The following is a 17,608-nucleotide window of genomic DNA, read 5'->3' as shown; positions in this document are numbered from 1 at the left end:
AGATTTAGGCTTCTCGCCGGCGCAAGGATGCGCCGGTCGCCGCGTCGAACAGATGCACGCTCTCCTCCTCGAACGTATAGCGCACAGGCGCGCGCAACGCCGGGCATTCGCGGGCCGATACCAACGCGCCGACCTCCTTGCCGCCGCAGGCGAACGTTACCAGCGCGTCATTGCCATGGAACTCGATAAGGTCGGCGGTGCCTTGCAGAAGATTGACGCTCTGAGCGCCGGCGGTCTTCAGGTCCGGCGGTCGGATTCCAAGCACGGCGCGCTGGACGCCGCGCAGATCGAAGCCCGAGCCTTCTATGAAGAAGGTCGAGCCGCCGCCTGTCAGCGTCCAGCGTTCGTCCTTCCGCCCGACGGCCACGTCGATGAAATTCATGTTCGGCGTACCGATGAAGCCGGCGACGAACAGATTGCCCGGCTGGCGATAGATCTCGGCCGGCGAGCCGATCTGTTCGATGACGCCATCCCTGAGCAGCACTATCCGGTCGGCCAGCGTCATCGCTTCGAGCTGGTCGTGGGTGACATAGACGGTAGTGGTCTTCAGCGACTGGTGCAGGCGGGCGATTTCGACCCGCATATGGTTGCGAAGTTTGGCGTCGAGATTCGACAGCGGCTCGTCGAACAGGAACACTTTCGGCGTCTTGATCATGGCGCGCGCAATCGCCACGCGCTGCTGCTGCCCGCCGGAAAGCTCGGTTGGTTTGCGGGCGAGGTAAGGTTCGAGGCCGAGCGTCTTTGCCACCGCCTCGACCCGCTTCCGGATCTCGGCCGGGGCTACTTTCTGTCGCTTGAGCCCAAAGGCGATGTTGTCGAAGATCGTCATATGCGGGTAGAGCGCATAGTTCTGGAAAACCATGGCAATGCCGCGCTCGCCGGGCTCGAGATCGTTGACCACTTTGCCGCCGATCGACACTTCCCCGCCGCTGATATCCTCCAGTCCGGCCAGCATCCTGAGCAATGTCGACTTGCCGCAGCCGGACGGGCCGAGGAATACGACGAATTCGTGCTCCTCGATCGAGAGATTGAGGTCGCGAATGACGGTGGTGGCGCCGTAAGCCTTGTCGACATGGGAGCAAACGATCGCGGACATGGTCAGCCCTTCTCGCCGGTAAGAAGGATTTGCAGCTTGACGTCTTGCGGCTTGCCTTGGGCCGCCCGCTCGAAGGCCTCGATGCTGTCCGAGAAATCATAAGTGCCGGTGATCAGCGGCTTGAGGTCGACCTTCCCCGAGGCGATCAGCTGCAGCGCGCGGTCGAAGATGTTGGCGTAACGGAACACCGTCTCGATGCGCACTTCCTTGGAGATCGCCGCCGGAACGTTGAGGCTGACCGGTTCGACCGGCAGTCCGACCAGCACCACCGCGCCGCCCGGCCGCACGACATCGAACAGGTCGGCGAATGCCTTCGGGCTGCCGCTCGCCTCGAACACGATATCCGCGCCCCAATTGTCGGTCGCGGCGGAGACTGCGTCGACCAGCGATTGCTCGCCGATATTGACCGGCACGATGCCGGGATATTGCGCGGCAATCTTGAGCTTGGGTGCGGAAAAATCGGAGATCAGCACCTTCGAGCAGCCGCCGGCCAGCGCCGCCAGCGCGATCATGATGCCGATCGGGCCGCAGCCGACGACGACGGCGACGTCGCCCGGCACGATGCGGGCGCGGCTCGCCGCCTGCATGCCGATGGCAAAGGGTTCGACCATCGCGCCTTCGGCGAAGGTGACATTGTCCGGCAGTCTGTAGGTGAAGGCGGCCGGGTGCACGGCATAGGGCGCCAGCACGCCATGCACAGGCGGCGTCGCCCAGAAGGAGACGTCAGGGTCGACATTGTAGATGCCGAGCCTCGTCGCGCGCGACGACAGGTTCGGCACGCCCGGCTCCATGCAGACGCGGTCGCCGACCTTCAGCGTGCCGACATTGGCGCCGATCTCGACGATCGTTCCCGCGGCTTCGTGGCCGAGCACCATCGGGGCCCGCACGACATAGCTGCCGATGGCGCCATGGGTGTAATAGTGCACGTCGCTGCCGCAGACGCCGACCGTGTGGATGGCTATCTTGACATCGCCCGGTCCGACCTCGAGCGGCAGCGCGATCTCGCGCAACGACAGTTCGCCTTTTTTCTCAAGCACCAGTGCCCGCATCGGTAAGTCCTCGCATCAAGTCTTTTTTTGCCGGAAAACGGAATTCAGGAAGCCGCTGAGCACGCCGAGGAACAGCAGCGGCGGTAGCGACAACAGCACGACCGAGGCGTTGAGGATTCCCCACGGCACGTTCATGCCTTGCTGTGAAAGTTCGGAAGCGACGATCGGCAATGTCTTGGCGTTGGAACTGGACAGCATCAGCGCCATCAGGAATTCGTTCCACACCAGCACGAAGCTGAAGGCGACGGCGCCGATCAGCGAGCGCGCCGCTACCGGCAGCGCAATCCGCCAGAACACCGAGTAAGCGCCGTAGCCATCGACGAAGGCGGCTTCCTCGATTTCCTTCGGCACGGCCTGGAAGGCGGGAATGGCGAGCCACATGATCACCGAGATGGTGAGCAGCGAATAGGTGACGATCAGCGCCGGCAGCGTGTCGTAGAGGCCGATCTGCAGCCAGATCACCATCAGCGGAATGGCGACTGCCACCGGCGGCAGGAAGCGCAGCGACAGCACGAAGAACTGGATGTCGGCGGCGAAGCGGTTGGGATAGCGCGCCACGGCATAGGCCGCCGGCAGGCCGAGCACGACGCCGATCAGCACGGCGCAGCCGCAGGCGATGACCGAATTGTAGAGCCCGGTCATGACGCTGTCGCGGCCAATGATGTAGCTGATATTTTCGAAGGTCGGCGTAAACACCAGGCGCGGCACGCGGGTGATGATGTCGACATTGTTCTTCAGCGAATTGACCGCCGTCCAGGCGAGCGGAAACACCGCCATGAAGCCGGCGAGGGCCAGGATGATCTTGCCGATGAGGCGGCCCGGTCTCATGCGATACGGTCTCATGCGATTCGACTTCATGCCTGCACCCGCTTCCACAGCATGGTGAACGTGATGACGGTGGCCATCATCATCAGCACCGCCATGGCCGAGGCGTAGGACACCTTGCCGGACTCGATGAAGCCTTGCGAGAAGGCGTACATGTCGAGTGTCTCGGTCGCCACGCCCGGCCCGCCGCGCGTCATCACATAGATCAGGTCGAAGGAGCGCAGCGATTCGATCATCTTGACGAACATCAGGCTGATCAGCGGCGCCTTCAGCATCGGCAAGGTCACATAGGCGTGGATCTGCCAGCGCTTGGCATGGTCGAGCCGCGCTGCCTCGATCGGCTGCGGCGGCAGCGTTTCCAGCAGCTTCAGCACGATGACGGCAAAGAACAGTCCCCACTGCCACACATCGACCGAGGCGACGGCAAACAGGGCCGTCGCCGGCTTCGACAGCGGGTCGAAGATCAGCCCGCCGGTGATCAGCCGGTAGGGGTAGGTGGCGATGCCGTAGAGCGGATGATAGGCGAACTTCCACACGAAAGCCGCCGACACGCGCGGCAACAGCACCGGGATGATGAACAGCAGGCAGTAGATGTTGCGCAGCCGCGGCGACGCTACTTCGAACATCAGCACGCCGAGCCCGATCGCCACCATCATCGTCGCCACCACGGTGACGATTTCCCACTTCACCGAAACCCAGACCGCGTTGAGGAAACGCCGGTCGGCGAACAGGTCGATGAAGTTCGACAGCCAGACCCAGGAATAGTCCGAGGAGCTCAGCTCGCGGTTCTGCAGCGCAATGACGACGGCGTAGAGCGTCGGCACCATCGACAGCACCAGAAGAATGGCGAGCGTCGGAACCAGAAACGTCACGGGCAGGGAAGAGCGTCGGCGCATGGCCTATCCTCGGGCTGTGCCTTTTTGGAGAGACCCGCGGCGCACAGTCCCGGCATCCAGTCGAATGCCGTGGACCGCGCGCCGCGGGCGGGAGGATTACTTCTTCTTCACCAGCTCGTTGGCGTAGGCCTCGAGTTCGTCGAGGCCGCCCTTGACGTCGGTGCGCGTGCCGGTGACCAGCTCTTCCAGGATGATGCCCCAGCGGTCGCCGAGATCCGGCCAGCGCGGATCCTGCCAGAAGTTCACCGCCGTCACCTTGCCGGTATCGGCAAGCGCCTGGCCGAGATCGGCGCCGTAAATGTCGGCGAACTCCTTGCTGGACAGCACGCTGGTCCGGTTGAGCTCGCCGAATTGGTGCGCGTCGAGCCGGCGCTTCTCGTTCCCCTTCGACGTCGCCCAGGCGATGAACAGGCCGGCGCATTGCTTCGCGGCGTCATCGGCATTGGCCTTGGCGGCGATGGCGAGGCCGTGGCCGTAGCCGCCGCCGGTCAGTGGCGAGGGCGGCGGCAGGAAGCCGATCTTGCCGACCACTTGCGAGGTCTTCGGGTCGACCGCCATGCCCGACAGCGGCGTCGATTCGACCAAGATGGCAACCTGGCCCGACAGGAAGGCGCCGGTCGATTCATCCCAGCTGCCGGTCTGCGTGCCGGGCGCTGAATCCTTGAACAGTTTAAGATAGGTCTCGGTCGCTTTGACCGCGGCCTCGGAGTTGAAAGCCGGCTTGTCACCGTCGAACCATTTTCCGCCATAGGCCTTGAAGAACGGCATCCAGCGCCAGACATTGGCGCCCGAGCCGCGCGCGCCGCGCAGCGCGATGCCGTACATGCCCTTGTCGGGATCGGTCAGCTTCGGCACGTCGGCGATCAACTCGTCCAGCGTCTTCGGCGGCTGGATGCCGGCGGCTTCCAGAATGTCCTTGCGGTAGACCATCAGGTCGCCGCCGCCGGTCAGCGGCGCGAACCACACCTTGCCGTCATAGGTGGCGACCTTCTGCCGGCCCGGATCGAAATCGGCGTAGTCGTAGTCAGCCGGGTAATAGTCGGTGAGCGGCACGATCCATTTCGACGAGGCGAACAGCGCGACATTGGCTTCGTCGACATAGTAGACGTTGTAGTTGCCGACCGTGGACGCATCGGCGCGCGACTTTGCCCGGCGGTCGTTCTCGTTGAGATAGTCGATCTGGAAGCTGGCGCCGGCCAGTTTCTGGAACTCGTCCTTGGACGCCTCCAGCAGCGTCAGCCCGTCACGCGGTTGCGCCAGCACCTTGACCGGCGCCGAGCAGACCGGCGCCGCCAGCGCCATGGTCGAGAGGGTCGTGGTAAGCATGAAAGCTGCGCTTATGCTCGCAGCGAGCCGAATTGGTTTCATTGATTTTCTCCTCCAGGAACAGTCGCAGGAAGCGGAAGTCTTCGGTTGCGCGATCCTCGCCATCGCCCGAGCGACAAGCCACCCATCGCCAAAATGAGGAGTTGCTAAAGGCCGCGCTAGAAGCCCCGTTGCAGCAGACCTGTACTTTTATGCATTGTGCGCTGCAAAATCCGGCTCGCCTGCACGGCCTCTGTCACATGAGTACCGATGGAGTGAGGAAGGCCGGTTTTCAGGCGCGCATCGTCATCCGCTGCTTCGACAGCTTGCGGTAGGATGACGGCGTCATCCGGTGCTTGCGCAGGAAGGCGCGGTTGAAGTTGGAGATGTTCATGTAGCCGACCTGGAAGCAGATGTCGGTGATCGGAATATCGGTGTCCGCCAGCAGCTTGCAGGCTTGCCAGAGCCGGAGCTTGGCGATGTGGTCGCTGAAACTGTTGCCGGTGTTTTTCTGGAAGAAGCGCGAAAACGTGCTTTCGCTCATCCCCGCCAGCTCCGCCGCCTCCGGCAGCTTCAGGTCCTCGGCGAAGTGCTGGAAGAGATAGGTCAGCGTGCGCTGGATGATGTCCAGCGAGGTTGCGTCGAGCGCGGGTGAGAAATCCGGCGAGGACAAAAGCTCGTATTCGTCTGTCCTGGCCAGCAGATCGACCAGTTCGAGGAAGAGGCAAAACCGGGCGAGCCCGTGCACGGTGCCCATCCTTTCCATCAGCGCAGCGCCGTCGAGCGCGGCGCGGCCATGGAAGACGATGCCGCGCAGCGATCGCTCCAGGAACGGTTCCAGTTCGCGCAGCTCCGGCAGCAGTCCCGCCGAGCCGCGCAGCCGCTGCGGATCGAATTGCAGCACGATGTCGCGTCCTTCGATCAGCTCGCCGGGTTGCACCGATGTCACCCAGTCATGCGGCAGCCCGCCGCCGACGATGCTCAGGTAGCCCGGCCCGAATTCGCCGATGTGATCGCCGACCAGCGCGACCCCGGAAGACTTCCTCAGGAGATGGATCTCGTATTCCGGATGAAAATTCCAGACATTGCGCTCCCAGGGATAGTCGTCGAGCCGCCACAGGAAACTGTCGCTCGCCTCGGTGACGATGTGCTCGAAAGCCGGCACCGTGCGAGGGATCGCGGCCGTGTTCTTTCTGCGCCTGAATGCCATCGTCTGCTCTCCGGGGCGTATGAGGAAGCGACTGGTTTCGGGTAATCCGTAGCAGTCTGTCGCCCGCAAGTGAACGATGTCTGCCTCAGCGATTTCAACGCCGGCTCTCGATGATCTCGATGAAGCGGGCGAACAGCCCGGCCTGGGATTTGATGCCGAGTTTGCGATGGATGTTGCGGCGATGAACCTTCACCGTTCCCGGCACGATGCGCATGGCTCTCGCGATCGACTCGGTGGAATGCCCCTGCAGCACCAGATCGACGACATGCTTTTCGCGCGGGGTCAGCGACAGGCTTTCCCAAATGTGGGCGCGGTCGAACTCGTTGACGGCGGCGATCGTCTCGCCCTGCTCCGCTTCGTCCTGCTCCTCGGCCGCAAGTGCGGGCCAGCGCAACCGGGCGAAGTTGATGACCGCCGGCGCCATGTCGCGCAGCAGCCTGGCATCGGCGGTGCCGAAGGGACCCGAGGCGTGCAATCGCATCAGCGACAGCACCAGGGCATCCTTGCCGGGCAGCGGCACGAAGAAGCCGACCTCCTCGGCCAGCCTTGTCTGGCTATAGTAGGTGCGAAAATACTCGCTGGCATAGAAGCGGTCGGGCGCCAGTTCGCGCATGCGCCAGAACCCCTCCTTGCGCTCCACCGCCGCGTGATGAAATGGGTCGAGCAGATAAGGTCCTTCCTGATAGAGCGTGACGAAGACATGGCTCTCGGCCGGCGAGAAGGTTTCGAACAGCAGCGGCGGTCGCGAGGCGCCGCGGTAACCGAAGATCACGCAGTGGTCGAAGCCGACATGCTGGCTCAACCAGCCGACCATTGCCTTGCCGAATAGGTCGCCGCTCGTCTCCCGTGTCGCCGCGACAAGGGCTGCGAGCCGGCTGTATTCGTCGCTGCGGGACGCACTCAATCTATACCCCCTCAAACGAGAAAATAGATCAGATATACCACCAGCGAGGTATATACTAGACGCCATTGGCTCTGGTAGCGTCCTGGAATAGCCCTGTTGCTGGAGCCAGCACTTTGACCGCAGTGCCCGACATCGAGTTTCGCGGCGTCACCAAGCGCTATGGCGCCGTGACCGCTGTCAGCGGCATCGATCTGGCTGTGCCGCCCTCCGCCTTTGTCGCCCTTCTCGGACCGTCCGGCTGCGGCAAGACCACATGCCTGCGCATGATCGGCGGCTTCGAGCAGCCGAGCGAAGGCCAGGTGTTCATCCGCGGCCAAGACATGGCCGGCACACCGCCCTATCGCCGCCCGGTCAACATGGTGTTCCAGCAATATGCGCTGTTTCCGCACCTCGATGTCGAAGCCAATGTATCCTACGGGCTGCGCCAGGCACGGCCACGCCTGTCGTCGCAGGAAATCGGCCGTCGCGCCGGCGAGGCGCTCGAAATGGTGCGGCTCGCCGGCTATGGCGGCCGCAAGATCCACGAACTGTCCGGCGGCCAGCAGCAGCGCGTCGCGCTGGCGCGCGCACTGGTCAACAAGCCGGCCGTGCTGTTGCTCGACGAGCCGCTGGCGGCGCTCGACAAGAAACTGCGCACCGATATGCAGATCGAGTTGCAGAACCTGCAGCGCGAGATCGGCATCACCTTCGTGCTGGTCACCCACGACCAGGAGGAAGCGCTGTCGATGAGCGACTTCGTCTGCGTCATGAATGGCGGCCGCATCGTACAGCTCGGCCAGCCGAGCGAGATCTATGACGAGCCGGCCGACCTGTTCGTCGCCGACTTCGTCGGCAAGACCAATCTGTTGAGCGGCAAGGTTGCCGGGCATACAGGCGATCTTGTCAATGTGGCGCTGGCGGACGGAACCGTCATTGCCGCGCGCAAACGAACCGCCTTGCAGCAGGGCGAGACCGTTTCTGTCAGCCTGCGTCCTGAATCGCTAAGCCTCGGCGCCACCAAAGGCAGCCCTTTCAAGGGCATCGTGCGCAACCGGATCTTCTTGGGCTCGACGGCGGAATACGCCATCGAGGTGCAGGGCATCGGAACGCTGCTGGCCAAGGCCGACCATGTGATCGGCCATGGCAACCTCTTCAAGCCGGGTGAACCCGTCGCCATCGGCTTTGCCTCCGGGACGCCGCTGGCGTTTCCGGAGACCAAGAACAACGGGACCAACCAGAGGGTAGCAAAAAATGTCGAAATCATATCGTGACGGACTGCCGATTAGCCCTGAGAACTTCGTCGACCAGCTGATGCGCCTGAAGCGCGGCTCGATCGGCCGCCGCGACTTCCTCCGCCTCACCGGCCTTGGCATCGCAACCGCGGTGATGGCGCGCGAGCTCGGCATCATGCCGACGCCGGCCTTCGCCGCCGAAAACCTCGGCGACCGCATGTCGATCGCCACCTGGCCGAACTATCACGACCCGCAGACCTTCGAGAATTTCAAGAAGGACACCGGCGTCGCCGTCGAGGTCAACGTGTTCGGCTCCAATGAGGAGATGCTGGCCAAGCTGCAGGCCGGCGCCTCGGGCTGGAGCCTGTTCGTGCCGACCAACTACACGATCTCGACCTACAAGAAACTCGGCATCATCGATCCGCTCGACATGGCCAAGCTGCCGAATTTCGACAGCTCCCAGGAGGACCCGCGCTTCACCTCGGAAGGCACGATCGACGGCACGACCTACGCGGTGCCGAAGAACTGGGGCACCACGGGCTTTGCCGTCAACACCAAGAAGCTGGCCAAGCCGATGACGAGCTGGAAGGAATTCTGGGACGTCGCCATGGCTGAGGGTGATGGCCGCACCATGGTGCATGACTACCAGCTGACCACCATCGGCAACGCGCTGAAATATTACGGCTATTCCTTCAACTCGCTGAAGCAGGACGAACTCGCCAAGGCCGAGGAACTGCTGCTCAAGGTCAAGCCGCATCTGTTCGCGGTCTCTTCGGACTACCAGCCGGGCATGCGGGCGGGCGACGCCTGGATGACCATGTGCTGGACGAATGATGGCGCACAGCTGCATCGCGATATCCCGGAGATCGCCTATGTGCTGGGTAAGGAGGGGGGCGAGATCTGGACCGACTTCTACGCCATCCCGAAGGACGCGCCGAACAAGCCGGCCGGCTATGCCTTGCTCAATTATCTGATGACCCCGGAGGTTGCTGTGAAGGAGCATCTCGCCAACGGCGCGCCCTCGACCGACGCACGCGTCAACAAGCTGCTGCCCAAGGAAGTGCTCGACAATCCGATCCTTTACCCGGCGGCCGACCTGTTGACACCGCTTGAGTTCGGCGCGGCGGCAACACTGACCGATCCGGGTCGCGCCGAGCTGATGGCGCGCTTCAAGTCGGCTTGAGGCTGGCCTGACGCAAACGGAAACCGGCGGGCCTCCGCCGGCATCGGGGCGGGTTCCATGCACGGCAACAGATTTCGGTATAACATCCTGACAGCGCTGCTGCTCGCTCCGGCTACAGCGTGGCTGGTGGTGTTTCTGGTGTTGCCGTTCGTCGCCATTGCCGTGTTCAGCGTCGGCGAGCGGGCGCCGGAGGGCGGCTACCAGGCCGCCTTCACGCTGGCGCAGTATGCCAATCTTCCGGCGCGGGCGACTGCTTTCTGGAACACGATGATGCTGGCGCCGGTGGGCGCGCTTGCCTGCCTGCTCGTCGCCTACCCGGTTGCCTACTACCTCGCCCTGAAGGCGCCGCAACGCTGGCGACTGATCCTGCTTGCGCTCGTCGTCATTCCCTTTTGGACCAGCCTTTTGATGCGCACCTATGCCTGGATGTACATTCTGGGCGGACGCGGCATTCCCGCACTGCTGGCCTTTGTCGGCATCGAGGATGTCAGGCTGATCAACACGCCGGGCGCCGTGCTGCTCGGCATCGTCTATGGCTATTTGCCCCTGATGATCCTGCCGATCTATGTCAGTCTCGAGCGGCTCGACCGAAGGCTGCTGGAAGCCTCCGCCGATCTCGGCGCGACCCCGCTCTCAACCTTTCTGGGGGTGACGCTGAAGCTGTCGCTGCCGGGCGTGATGACCGGCTTCTCGCTGGTCATGATCCTGTTGCTTGGCGAATACCTGATCCCGACCCTGCTTGGCGGCGGCAAGGTGTTCTTCATCGGCAACGCGCTGGTCGACCTGTTCCTGCAGTCGCGCAACTGGCCGTTCGGATCGGCCATCGCCATCACCTTGGTGGCGGTTTCGGTGGTGGTGCTGATTGCCGCCAACCGCATCTCGACGCGGGTGTCGGGCGCCCGCAGGGTGGATCTGATCTGATGCGCGCCTTCGTCACAGCCGTCTTCGCCTTCCTCTACCTGCCGATCGCGCTGGTCGTGCTGTTCTCCTTCAACGCCGGCCGCCATGCCAGCGAGTTCACCGGCTTTTCGGTGCAATGGTACGGCACCGCGCTGTCGAACCCGTTCCTGGTCGAGGCGCTGAAGAACAGCCTGTTCATCGCCACCACCAGCGCGCTTCTGGCGGCGGTGTGCGGCACGGCGGCCGCGCTCGGCCTGGCGCGGGTCGGGCTTAGGACTCGCGCCGTCTTCGACGCGCTGATGGGTGCCGCGATCGTCGTTCCCGGCGTCGTCATCGGCATCTCGACGCTCGTCGCGCTGGTCCAGTTGTTTGGCGTGCTCAACCCGTTCCTCGCCTCGATCTGGCCAAACGACCAGCCGCCGCGCCTGTCGCTCGGCTATGGATCGATCATCGCCGCCCACGGCCTGTTTTCGATGGCGTTGGTGACGATGATCGTCGGCACGCGTCTCGCCAGCCTCGACCGCAACCTGGTCGAGGCCTCGAGCGATCTCTACGCCACGCCGCTGACGACGTTTCGCTCGATCGTGCTGCCGCAGATCATGCCGGCGGTGATCGCCGGCTTCCTGCTCGCCTTCACCTTCTCCTTCGACGATTTCATCGTCGCCTTCTTCGTCGCCGGCGCGCAGACGACGCTGCCGATCTATGTCTTCGCCTCGATCCGGCGCGGCGTGACGCCGGAAATCAACGCCATCGCCACCATCGTGCTCGTCGCCTCGGTCCTGCTGGTGGTGCTTGCCCAATGGCAGCTGCGCCAGCGCCAGCCGTCAAACTGAACAAGCCATCCAGCTGAAAGACAAATTCATGCTCCTCAAAGACCGCATCGCCGTGGTGACGGGCGCCGGTTCCGGCATCGGCCGCGCCGGCGCCATGATCATGGCCAGGGAAGGCGCGCTGGTGGTCATCGCCGACCGGGATCTGGCCAGCGGCGAGACCACGGCGGCGGACATCCGGGCAGTGGGCGGGCAGGCCGAGGCCGTTGTCACCGACGTCTCTGACGACGCCGCGGTCGAGAAGCTCATCACAGGCACTCTCGGCAAGTATGGCCGCATCGACATTCTGCACAATCACGCCGGCATCCAGGTCGGCGGCACGCTGACCGAGGTCGAGGTCGATGGTATGGATGCGTCATGGCGCATCAATGTACGGGCGCAGTTTCTGGCCGCGCGGCTGGTCATGCCGGCAATGGTCGCGCAAGGCGGCGGCGTCATCCTCAACACGGCCTCGAACTCCGGCGTGTTCTACGACCGCGAGATGATCGCCTATGCCACGTCCAAACATGCCGTGGTGGCGATGACCAGGCAGATGTCGCTCGACTATGCCCGCCACAATGTGCGCGTCAACGCGCTCTGCCCGGGCTGGGTCGACACGCCCTTCAACGAGCCGTTCATCGCCCAGATGGGCGGACGCGAGGCGATCGAGACCTATGTCCGCACCAAGATCCCGATGGGGCGCTGGGCGAGCGCCGAGGAGATCGCCGAAGCGATCCTGTTCCTCGTTTCCGACCGCTCATCCTTCATGACCGGCCAGGCGCTGGTGATCGACGGCGGCGAAAGCATCGGCTGATCCAAGGGCGGCCGGATAGGAGGGTTCCCGCCTCTGGCTCAATCGCCGGCTGCCCGTCCTCCCTTGCCTTCATCTCGCATTTCGTCCAATAGAACGACACAAACGCCGCGAAACCGAAGGTTTTGCCGTTTGGAAGTGCGGCTTCCGGCCTCGTTGCCGACGCGCCGCAACCGGAAAAGAGCAGGACAATGTCTGCGATCGAAGCCGGCGCTCGTGCGCCGGAAAATCTTTGGCGTCAGGAAATCAGGGCGACACTGGCGCTGGCCTGGCCAATGGTGCTGACCAATCTCGGCCAGACCGCGATGACCGCGACCGACGTCATGATGATGGGGCGTCTGGGCGCGGACACGCTGGCCAGCGGCGCGCTCGGCGCCAATCTCTATTTCATGCCGCTGATCTTCGGCCTCGGCCTGATGCTGGCGACCTCGCCGATGATCGCCACCGAGCTTGGCCGCCGGCGCTATTCGGTGCGCGATTTGCGCCGTACCGTGCGCCAGGGCCTGTGGCTGGCGATCCTGATCTCGATCCCGATCTGGATCGTGCTGTGGCATGGCGAGGCCATTCTGCTGGCCATGGGCCAGGAGCCGGCGCTCGCCCACCAGGCCGGCATCTATCTGCGCTGGCTGGAATGGGCGGTGCTGCCGTTCTACGGCTATATCGTGCTGCGCTCGTTCATCTCGGCGCTGGAGCGGCCAGGCTGGGCGTTGGTCATCGTTTTCGTCGCCGTTGCCTGCAACGCCTTTTTCAACTGGGTGTTCATGTTCGGCAATCTCGGCGTCACCTCGATGGGCATTGCCGGTTCGGGGCTGGCGACGACGCTGTCGAGCACGCTGATGTTCTGCGGCCTGGCAGCCGTAGTGATGCTGGAGAAGAAATTCCGCCGCTACCGCCTGTTCGGCCGCTTCTGGCGCTCCGACTGGCCGCGTTTCAAGGGTCTGCTGCGGCTCGGCATGCCGATCGCCGGCATCCTCGCTTTCGAGGTTACGATCTTCAACGCGGCGGCCCTGCTGATGGGCCTGATCGATGCGGATTCACTGGCCGCGCACGCTATCGCCATCCAGATCGCCTCGATCTCCTTCATGGTGCCGCTCGGCCTCAACCAGGCGGTCACCGTGCGTGTCGGGCTGGCGCATGGCGCAGGCAATCCGGCAGGCGTTTCGCGCGCCGGCTGGACCGCCTTCGTCATCGGCGTCTCGTCCATGGCGCTGATGGCGCTGGTGATGGTGCTGTGGCCGCATCTGTTGATCAGCGCCTTCATCGACATGGCCGCTCCGGCCAATGCCAGGGTGATCGCGCTGGCCGTGTCGTTCCTGGCCTTTGCCGCGCTGTTCCAAATCTTTGACGGCGCGCAGGCCGTGGCCGCCGGGATGCTGCGCGGCCTGCACGACACCAAGGTGCCGATGATCTATGCCGCCATCGGCTATTGGGGCATCGGCCTGCCGCTCGGCGTGCTGCTCGCCTTCCATTTCGGCCTGCACGGCGTCGGCATCTGGATCGGCCTGGCGTCAGGTCTGGCCGTGGTGGCGGTGCTGCTCCTGGCGCGCTGGCTGCGGCGGGATCGGATAGCGCCACCGCTTGTCTTCAGCCATTAATGGCGCCCAAGCGGTCCGCCAGCTGCCCGAAGCAGTCACTGCAGAGCAGATGTCTGGTGTCGCCTTTTGGACCGGAAGCGGCCGAACGCTTCGGGCGTGGGATCTTCAAAAGCGGACTCTCAGTTCGACGCGAGCATCGTTGCGAGTGAACGATCCCAGACTCTCGCTGCTTTTCAGAACCGGGTAGAACGCTCTGCCGGTTGGGGCGACTTCAAGCCGTGGCAAGAGCATTCCGGATTGGCCGGAAGTCGCGCCGCGGTCTCCAGCGCAACCCGCGAGGCTGTCATAGAGAGGCTCGGCAGCACGTGCTCCTGCAGCAATTTCTGGCGCTCGCGGTCCATATAGTCGTTGAAGCCGGCCGTGACGAACGCCAGGGGCACGAAACAGGCGCCGATCTCGCGCGATAAGGTGGCCTCAGGGGCGATCGAGTGGTTGAGCACGTCCGCTCCCATGTTTCGATACGCCAGAGCTTCGGCGGGAGTTGTCAGTCGCGGCCCGTAGCAGTGGGCAGCCACCAACTGCTGCTCGATGCCATGGACGCGGCATCCGGCTGGCCAATGGCGCCGGGCGGTCTCGGCCAACAATGCCGCACATCTTGGACATACGATCTGCTTGCCCGAGCAGTCGAAGCTCTGGCGGCCAGGCAGAAGTGAAAACGGGGTCTGCGACAGTTCGATGATATCGGCGTTTACGACTATGTCGCCGGGCTGGATCGCCTTGTTGACGGCGCCAACAGTCGAGCAGGCCAGCACTTGCCTTACACCCGCTTTCATCAACACCCAGAACGCGCGGCGATGACAGGAATGGTCGATATGGTCTCGGGGATTGCCGTGCGAATACATGCACAGGGCACGTTTCGTTTTGCCCTCGACGGTAATAGATGCATCGAATTCGAGCAGTTTCCAATTGTCGCTGGGACCGAAAGGGGTTTCGAAACTCATGTCTCGTTGCAAGGTGCGGACGCCATCGACTTCGACATCTTCCGGAAAGGCGAGACCCCAATTCGCCGAGCCGGTGATGATCGCCAACCCCACCTGGGGTATGTCCGTTGAATGATCCGCCAGATCGTCGGCTGCATGATGATTGTTGGGCATGTTTCCAATCTCGGTCAGGATTTTTGGCGAAGGGTCACGACGAGGACAACGACCACGACGATGACGGTCCACAAGGTCGAAATCGCCGCAATGGTCGGGTCGATCTGATCGCGCAGCGACAGGAACATGAGCTTCGGCAGCGTGCTGTTTTGACCACTCGCGACGAAGATCGAAATGACGGATTCATCGAGCGAGGTCAGGAAGGCCATCAGCGTGGCCGACAACAGACTTATCCGAAGTTGGGGGACAATTATTCCGCCAATGGCTCTTGCCCAGTTTGCGCCCAGGCTGCGCGCCGCCTGAACCTGGTTCCAGTCAAAGCGGGCCAAGGCGGGCACCAACACAATGCAGGCGACCGGAATGGCCAGCACCACATGTCCGACCAGGACACCGAACAGCGTTCCGACCAGACGTTGGGCCGCCAAAACAAAGAAGAGACCAATCGCGAGCAGGATTCCCGGCACGATAGAAGGGGTTAGCAGAATACCCTGAATGGCAATGGCGGCCTTTCCGCCGAGCCGATTTATCGAAATGCAGGCCAGCAGCCCCAGGGGCACTGCGATCATAGCCGTCAATGTGCCAAGGATCAGGCTCGTCCTGAGTGCGGCCATCCATGCCGCCGAACCGAAGAAAGCCTCGTACCAGCGCAACGAGTATGCGCGCGGCGGGAACTCCAAAAGATTAGACGCCGAAAAAGAGAGCGGCACGACGACGAGCGTCGGCAGCATCAGGAACGCCATAACGAGCGCGCAAAAGCTCCACAGGAGGATGCGGGCCAGCCTGCTATCTGGATAGGCTTCAAGCATGGGCTGTGCCGATGCTGCGTCCGGCAATCAGCCGCCGCGCAGCCAGGAACGTCACCCCCACCAACGCCATTAGTACGAGGAGCAGGATGCCCAGGACGCTCGCCGAGCCCCAATCCTGGAAGGTCGATAGCGTGCGCTCGATCCGGGTGGAAAGAGGGTTTACCTTGCCGCCGCCAAGCACCGCGGGCGTGATGAAGAACCCTATGGTGTAAATGAAGACGATGATCGAACCCGAGAAGATGCCGCCGGCCGAAAGCGGCAGAATGACCGTGCGGATCGTTTGTCCGAGCGTGGCGCCCATGCTCGCCGACGCGCGAACGAGGTTTGCATCGATATCGCGCATCGCCGCATAAACGGGCAGCAGGAAGAGCGGCAGCATGTAGTGAACCATGCCGATGAGCGTTCCCGTTAAGTTGTAGACCAGCGGCAAGGGCTCAGCTGTCAGGCCTGAACCGGTCAAAGCCGCGTTGATCAGGCCATCGCGTCGCAACAGAACGAGCCAGCCATAGGTGCGCACCAGAATGGAGGTCCACAACGGCAGCATGACGAAGGCCATCAGCAAATTGGCCACCCTTGGTCTGGTGCTGGCCAGGGCGAGCGCCAAGGGGGTACCGAGTAGAATGCAGATCGCCAGCGTGCCCACGGACAGCTCAAGGGTGGTGACGAGTGCCGACCATGTCAGTCCGCTCGAAAGCACTTTCTCGTAGTTGCCGACGGTGTATTCACCCGCTGTGGTGAGGAAGGATTGCCGGATAATCCAGACGATGGGCAGGATCGCCGCCAGCCCAACGATCAAAAGCGCGGGCACTGAAAGCGACAGGAAGAACCGCCGCTCGCGTCGTGCGTCTGCCGCGAGCGCAGGATCGGCGATGACGGTCACGCTCCTGCTCCCGGTATCGCGTGAACTTTCGCTGCCGGTGCATATGCGGTCACTCGCTGACCGGTCGCAAGCTCGCCGCAGCCGCTGGCCATCGCCGCCGGAACGCAGACAAGAATCTCTTGCCCGCCGTCAAGCGCCAGCGTCAAAAGCCAGTTCTCGCCGCGAAACGCCTTGGCGCGCAGCGTTCCCTCGAGCGCCACCCCGTCTCGCCCGACGAGCTTCGCATCAAGATGGAAACTTTCGGCGCGGATCATCAGAGCTTCGCTTGATGCATCGGCGCCGTCTATTCTGCGCACCGCGCCCGGGGCCACAATGTTGGCCTCACCCATGAACTCCGCGACAAAGCGGGTCGATGGACGATCATAAATCCGCTGTGGCGTGTCGATCTGCTGAATACGGCCGGAATTCATCACCGCGACCCGGTCTGACATGATCAGTGCTTCGCGCTGGTCATGCGTCACATAAATCGTGGTGATCCCCAGATCATCGTGCAGACGCCGGATCTCGTACTGCATGGTTTCGCGCAAATTCTTGTCGAGCGCCGACAACGGCTCGTCCATCAGCATCACGCGCGGCTCGAAGACGATCGCCCGCGCTAACGCAACCCGCTGGCGCTGGCCGCCGGACAATGCGGCAATGTTGCGCTCCGCCAAACCTTCGAGCTTCACGCGGTCCAAAGTGTCGAGCGCCCGCTGGCGGGCGTCGGCTTTCGGTACCTTGCGCAGCACCAGCGGATACTCAACATTTGCCAGAACGTTCATGTGGGGAAACAGGGCGTAGTTCTGGAAGACTATGCCGATGTTGCGCCTGTTCGGGGCCAGGCGGGTAATGTCGCGATCGCCCAACAGAAGTCTACCGGAATCCGGCCGGACAAAGCCGGCCAGAGCCATGAGCAGCGTGGTCTTGCCCGATCCCGATGGCCCCAGCAGCGTGAGGAATTCGCCAGCCCGAATGTCGAGCGAGACATCGTCCAGCGCGACGTAAGATCCATAGGTCTTGCGCACGCTGTCGATGGTGATCGGGAGCGACTTCAT

17 protein-coding genes are annotated in these 17,608 nt (G+C 63.2%); 6 read left to right on the top strand and 11 right to left on the bottom strand.

Annotated elements, in window-relative coordinates:
* Nucleotides 1–4 precede the first annotated feature (4 nt).
* The 7 genes from NKI88_RS27095 to NKI88_RS27065 form a co-directional block, all read right to left on the bottom strand.
* Nucleotides 5–1,096 carry an ABC transporter ATP-binding protein gene (locus NKI88_RS27095; protein WP_352658473.1) on the bottom strand — a complete coding sequence of 364 codons (1,092 nt, stop codon included), beginning with the start codon at nucleotides 1,094–1,096 and terminating at the stop codon, nucleotides 5–7.
* 2 nt (nucleotides 1,097–1,098) lie between these two features.
* Entirely contained in the window at nucleotides 1,099–2,145 is a 1,047-nt protein-coding gene (locus tag NKI88_RS27090; RefSeq protein ID WP_023671258.1) for an NAD(P)-dependent alcohol dehydrogenase, read from the bottom strand.
* Nucleotides 2,146–2,160: 15 nt separating this feature from the next.
* Nucleotides 2,161–2,973, bottom strand: a complete 813-nt coding sequence (locus NKI88_RS27085) for a carbohydrate ABC transporter permease (RefSeq protein WP_352658471.1) — start codon at nucleotides 2,971–2,973, stop codon at nucleotides 2,161–2,163.
* A gap of 26 nt (nucleotides 2,974–2,999) precedes the next feature.
* The gene (locus NKI88_RS27080; protein WP_352658469.1) at nucleotides 3,000–3,866 is read right to left on the bottom strand and encodes a carbohydrate ABC transporter permease; all 867 of its coding nucleotides are present in this window, start codon (nucleotides 3,864–3,866) and stop codon (nucleotides 3,000–3,002) included.
* A gap of 96 nt (nucleotides 3,867–3,962) precedes the next feature.
* Entirely contained in the window at nucleotides 3,963–5,234 is a 1,272-nt protein-coding gene (locus NKI88_RS27075; RefSeq protein ID WP_352658467.1) for an ABC transporter substrate-binding protein, read from the bottom strand.
* A 229-nt stretch (nucleotides 5,235–5,463) separates the two neighbouring features.
* Entirely contained in the window at nucleotides 5,464–6,381 is a 918-nt protein-coding gene (locus tag NKI88_RS27070; protein ID WP_023671262.1) for an AraC family transcriptional regulator, read from the bottom strand.
* A gap of 94 nt (nucleotides 6,382–6,475) precedes the next feature.
* Complete coding sequence (locus NKI88_RS27065; RefSeq protein WP_023693096.1) at nucleotides 6,476–7,285, bottom strand: helix-turn-helix transcriptional regulator; 810 nt, start codon at nucleotides 7,283–7,285, stop codon at nucleotides 6,476–6,478.
* A gap of 113 nt (nucleotides 7,286–7,398) precedes the next feature.
* Here NKI88_RS27065 and NKI88_RS27060 point away from each other — a divergent pair, with 113 nt between their 5' ends.
* From NKI88_RS27060 to NKI88_RS27035, 6 genes are all read left to right on the top strand, one after another.
* A complete protein-coding gene (locus NKI88_RS27060) occupies nucleotides 7,399–8,535 on the top strand; it encodes an ABC transporter ATP-binding protein (protein WP_023823950.1) in 1,137 nt (378 codons plus the stop codon).
* Nucleotides 8,516–9,679, top strand: a complete 1,164-nt coding sequence (locus NKI88_RS27055) for an ABC transporter substrate-binding protein (protein ID WP_352658464.1) — start codon at nucleotides 8,516–8,518, stop codon at nucleotides 9,677–9,679. Before NKI88_RS27060 ends, NKI88_RS27055 begins: the two co-directional genes overlap by 20 nt.
* Nucleotides 9,680–9,736: 57 nt before the next feature.
* The gene (locus NKI88_RS27050) at nucleotides 9,737–10,600 is read left to right on the top strand and encodes an ABC transporter permease (protein ID WP_023693099.1); all 864 of its coding nucleotides are present in this window, start codon (nucleotides 9,737–9,739) and stop codon (nucleotides 10,598–10,600) included.
* Nucleotides 10,600–11,412 (top strand): ABC transporter permease, encoded by an 813-nt coding sequence (locus tag NKI88_RS27045; RefSeq protein ID WP_023671267.1) that lies wholly within the window; start codon nucleotides 10,600–10,602, stop codon nucleotides 11,410–11,412. Before NKI88_RS27050 ends, NKI88_RS27045 begins: the two co-directional genes overlap by 1 nt.
* Before the next feature lie 28 nt (nucleotides 11,413–11,440).
* Entirely contained in the window at nucleotides 11,441–12,202 is a 762-nt protein-coding gene (locus NKI88_RS27040) for an SDR family NAD(P)-dependent oxidoreductase (RefSeq protein ID WP_023752495.1), read from the top strand.
* Nucleotides 12,203–12,390: 188 nt separating this feature from the next.
* Nucleotides 12,391–13,794 (top strand): MATE family efflux transporter, encoded by a 1,404-nt coding sequence (locus NKI88_RS27035; RefSeq protein ID WP_352658462.1) that lies wholly within the window; start codon nucleotides 12,391–12,393, stop codon nucleotides 13,792–13,794.
* A 173-nt stretch (nucleotides 13,795–13,967) separates the two neighbouring features.
* Here NKI88_RS27035 and NKI88_RS27030 read toward each other — a convergent pair whose 3' ends face one another.
* The 4 genes from NKI88_RS27030 to NKI88_RS27015 are packed head-to-tail and all read right to left on the bottom strand — an operon-like array spanning nucleotide 13,968 to nucleotide 17,608.
* Nucleotides 13,968–14,888 (bottom strand): phosphorylase family protein, encoded by a 921-nt coding sequence (locus NKI88_RS27030; RefSeq protein WP_352463626.1) that lies wholly within the window; start codon nucleotides 14,886–14,888, stop codon nucleotides 13,968–13,970.
* Between the two features lie 14 nt (nucleotides 14,889–14,902).
* A complete protein-coding gene (locus NKI88_RS27025; RefSeq protein ID WP_023703703.1) occupies nucleotides 14,903–15,694 on the bottom strand; it encodes an ABC transporter permease in 792 nt (263 codons plus the stop codon).
* Nucleotides 15,687–16,574 (bottom strand): ABC transporter permease, encoded by an 888-nt coding sequence (locus NKI88_RS27020; RefSeq protein WP_352658460.1) that lies wholly within the window; start codon nucleotides 16,572–16,574, stop codon nucleotides 15,687–15,689. Before NKI88_RS27020 ends, NKI88_RS27025 begins: the two co-directional genes overlap by 8 nt.
* Nucleotides 16,571–17,608 (bottom strand): ABC transporter ATP-binding protein, encoded by a 1,038-nt coding sequence (locus NKI88_RS27015; protein ID WP_023700444.1) that lies wholly within the window; start codon nucleotides 17,606–17,608, stop codon nucleotides 16,571–16,573. Before NKI88_RS27015 ends, NKI88_RS27020 begins: the two co-directional genes overlap by 4 nt.

Origin of the sequence: Mesorhizobium sp. M0317, from assembly GCF_040321555.1 — a bacterium.
Lineage (GTDB): Bacteria > Pseudomonadota > Alphaproteobacteria > Rhizobiales > Rhizobiaceae > Mesorhizobium.
The sequence above is the reverse complement of the archived record's forward strand: the minus strand, read 5'-3'. Positions and strand labels throughout refer to the sequence as shown.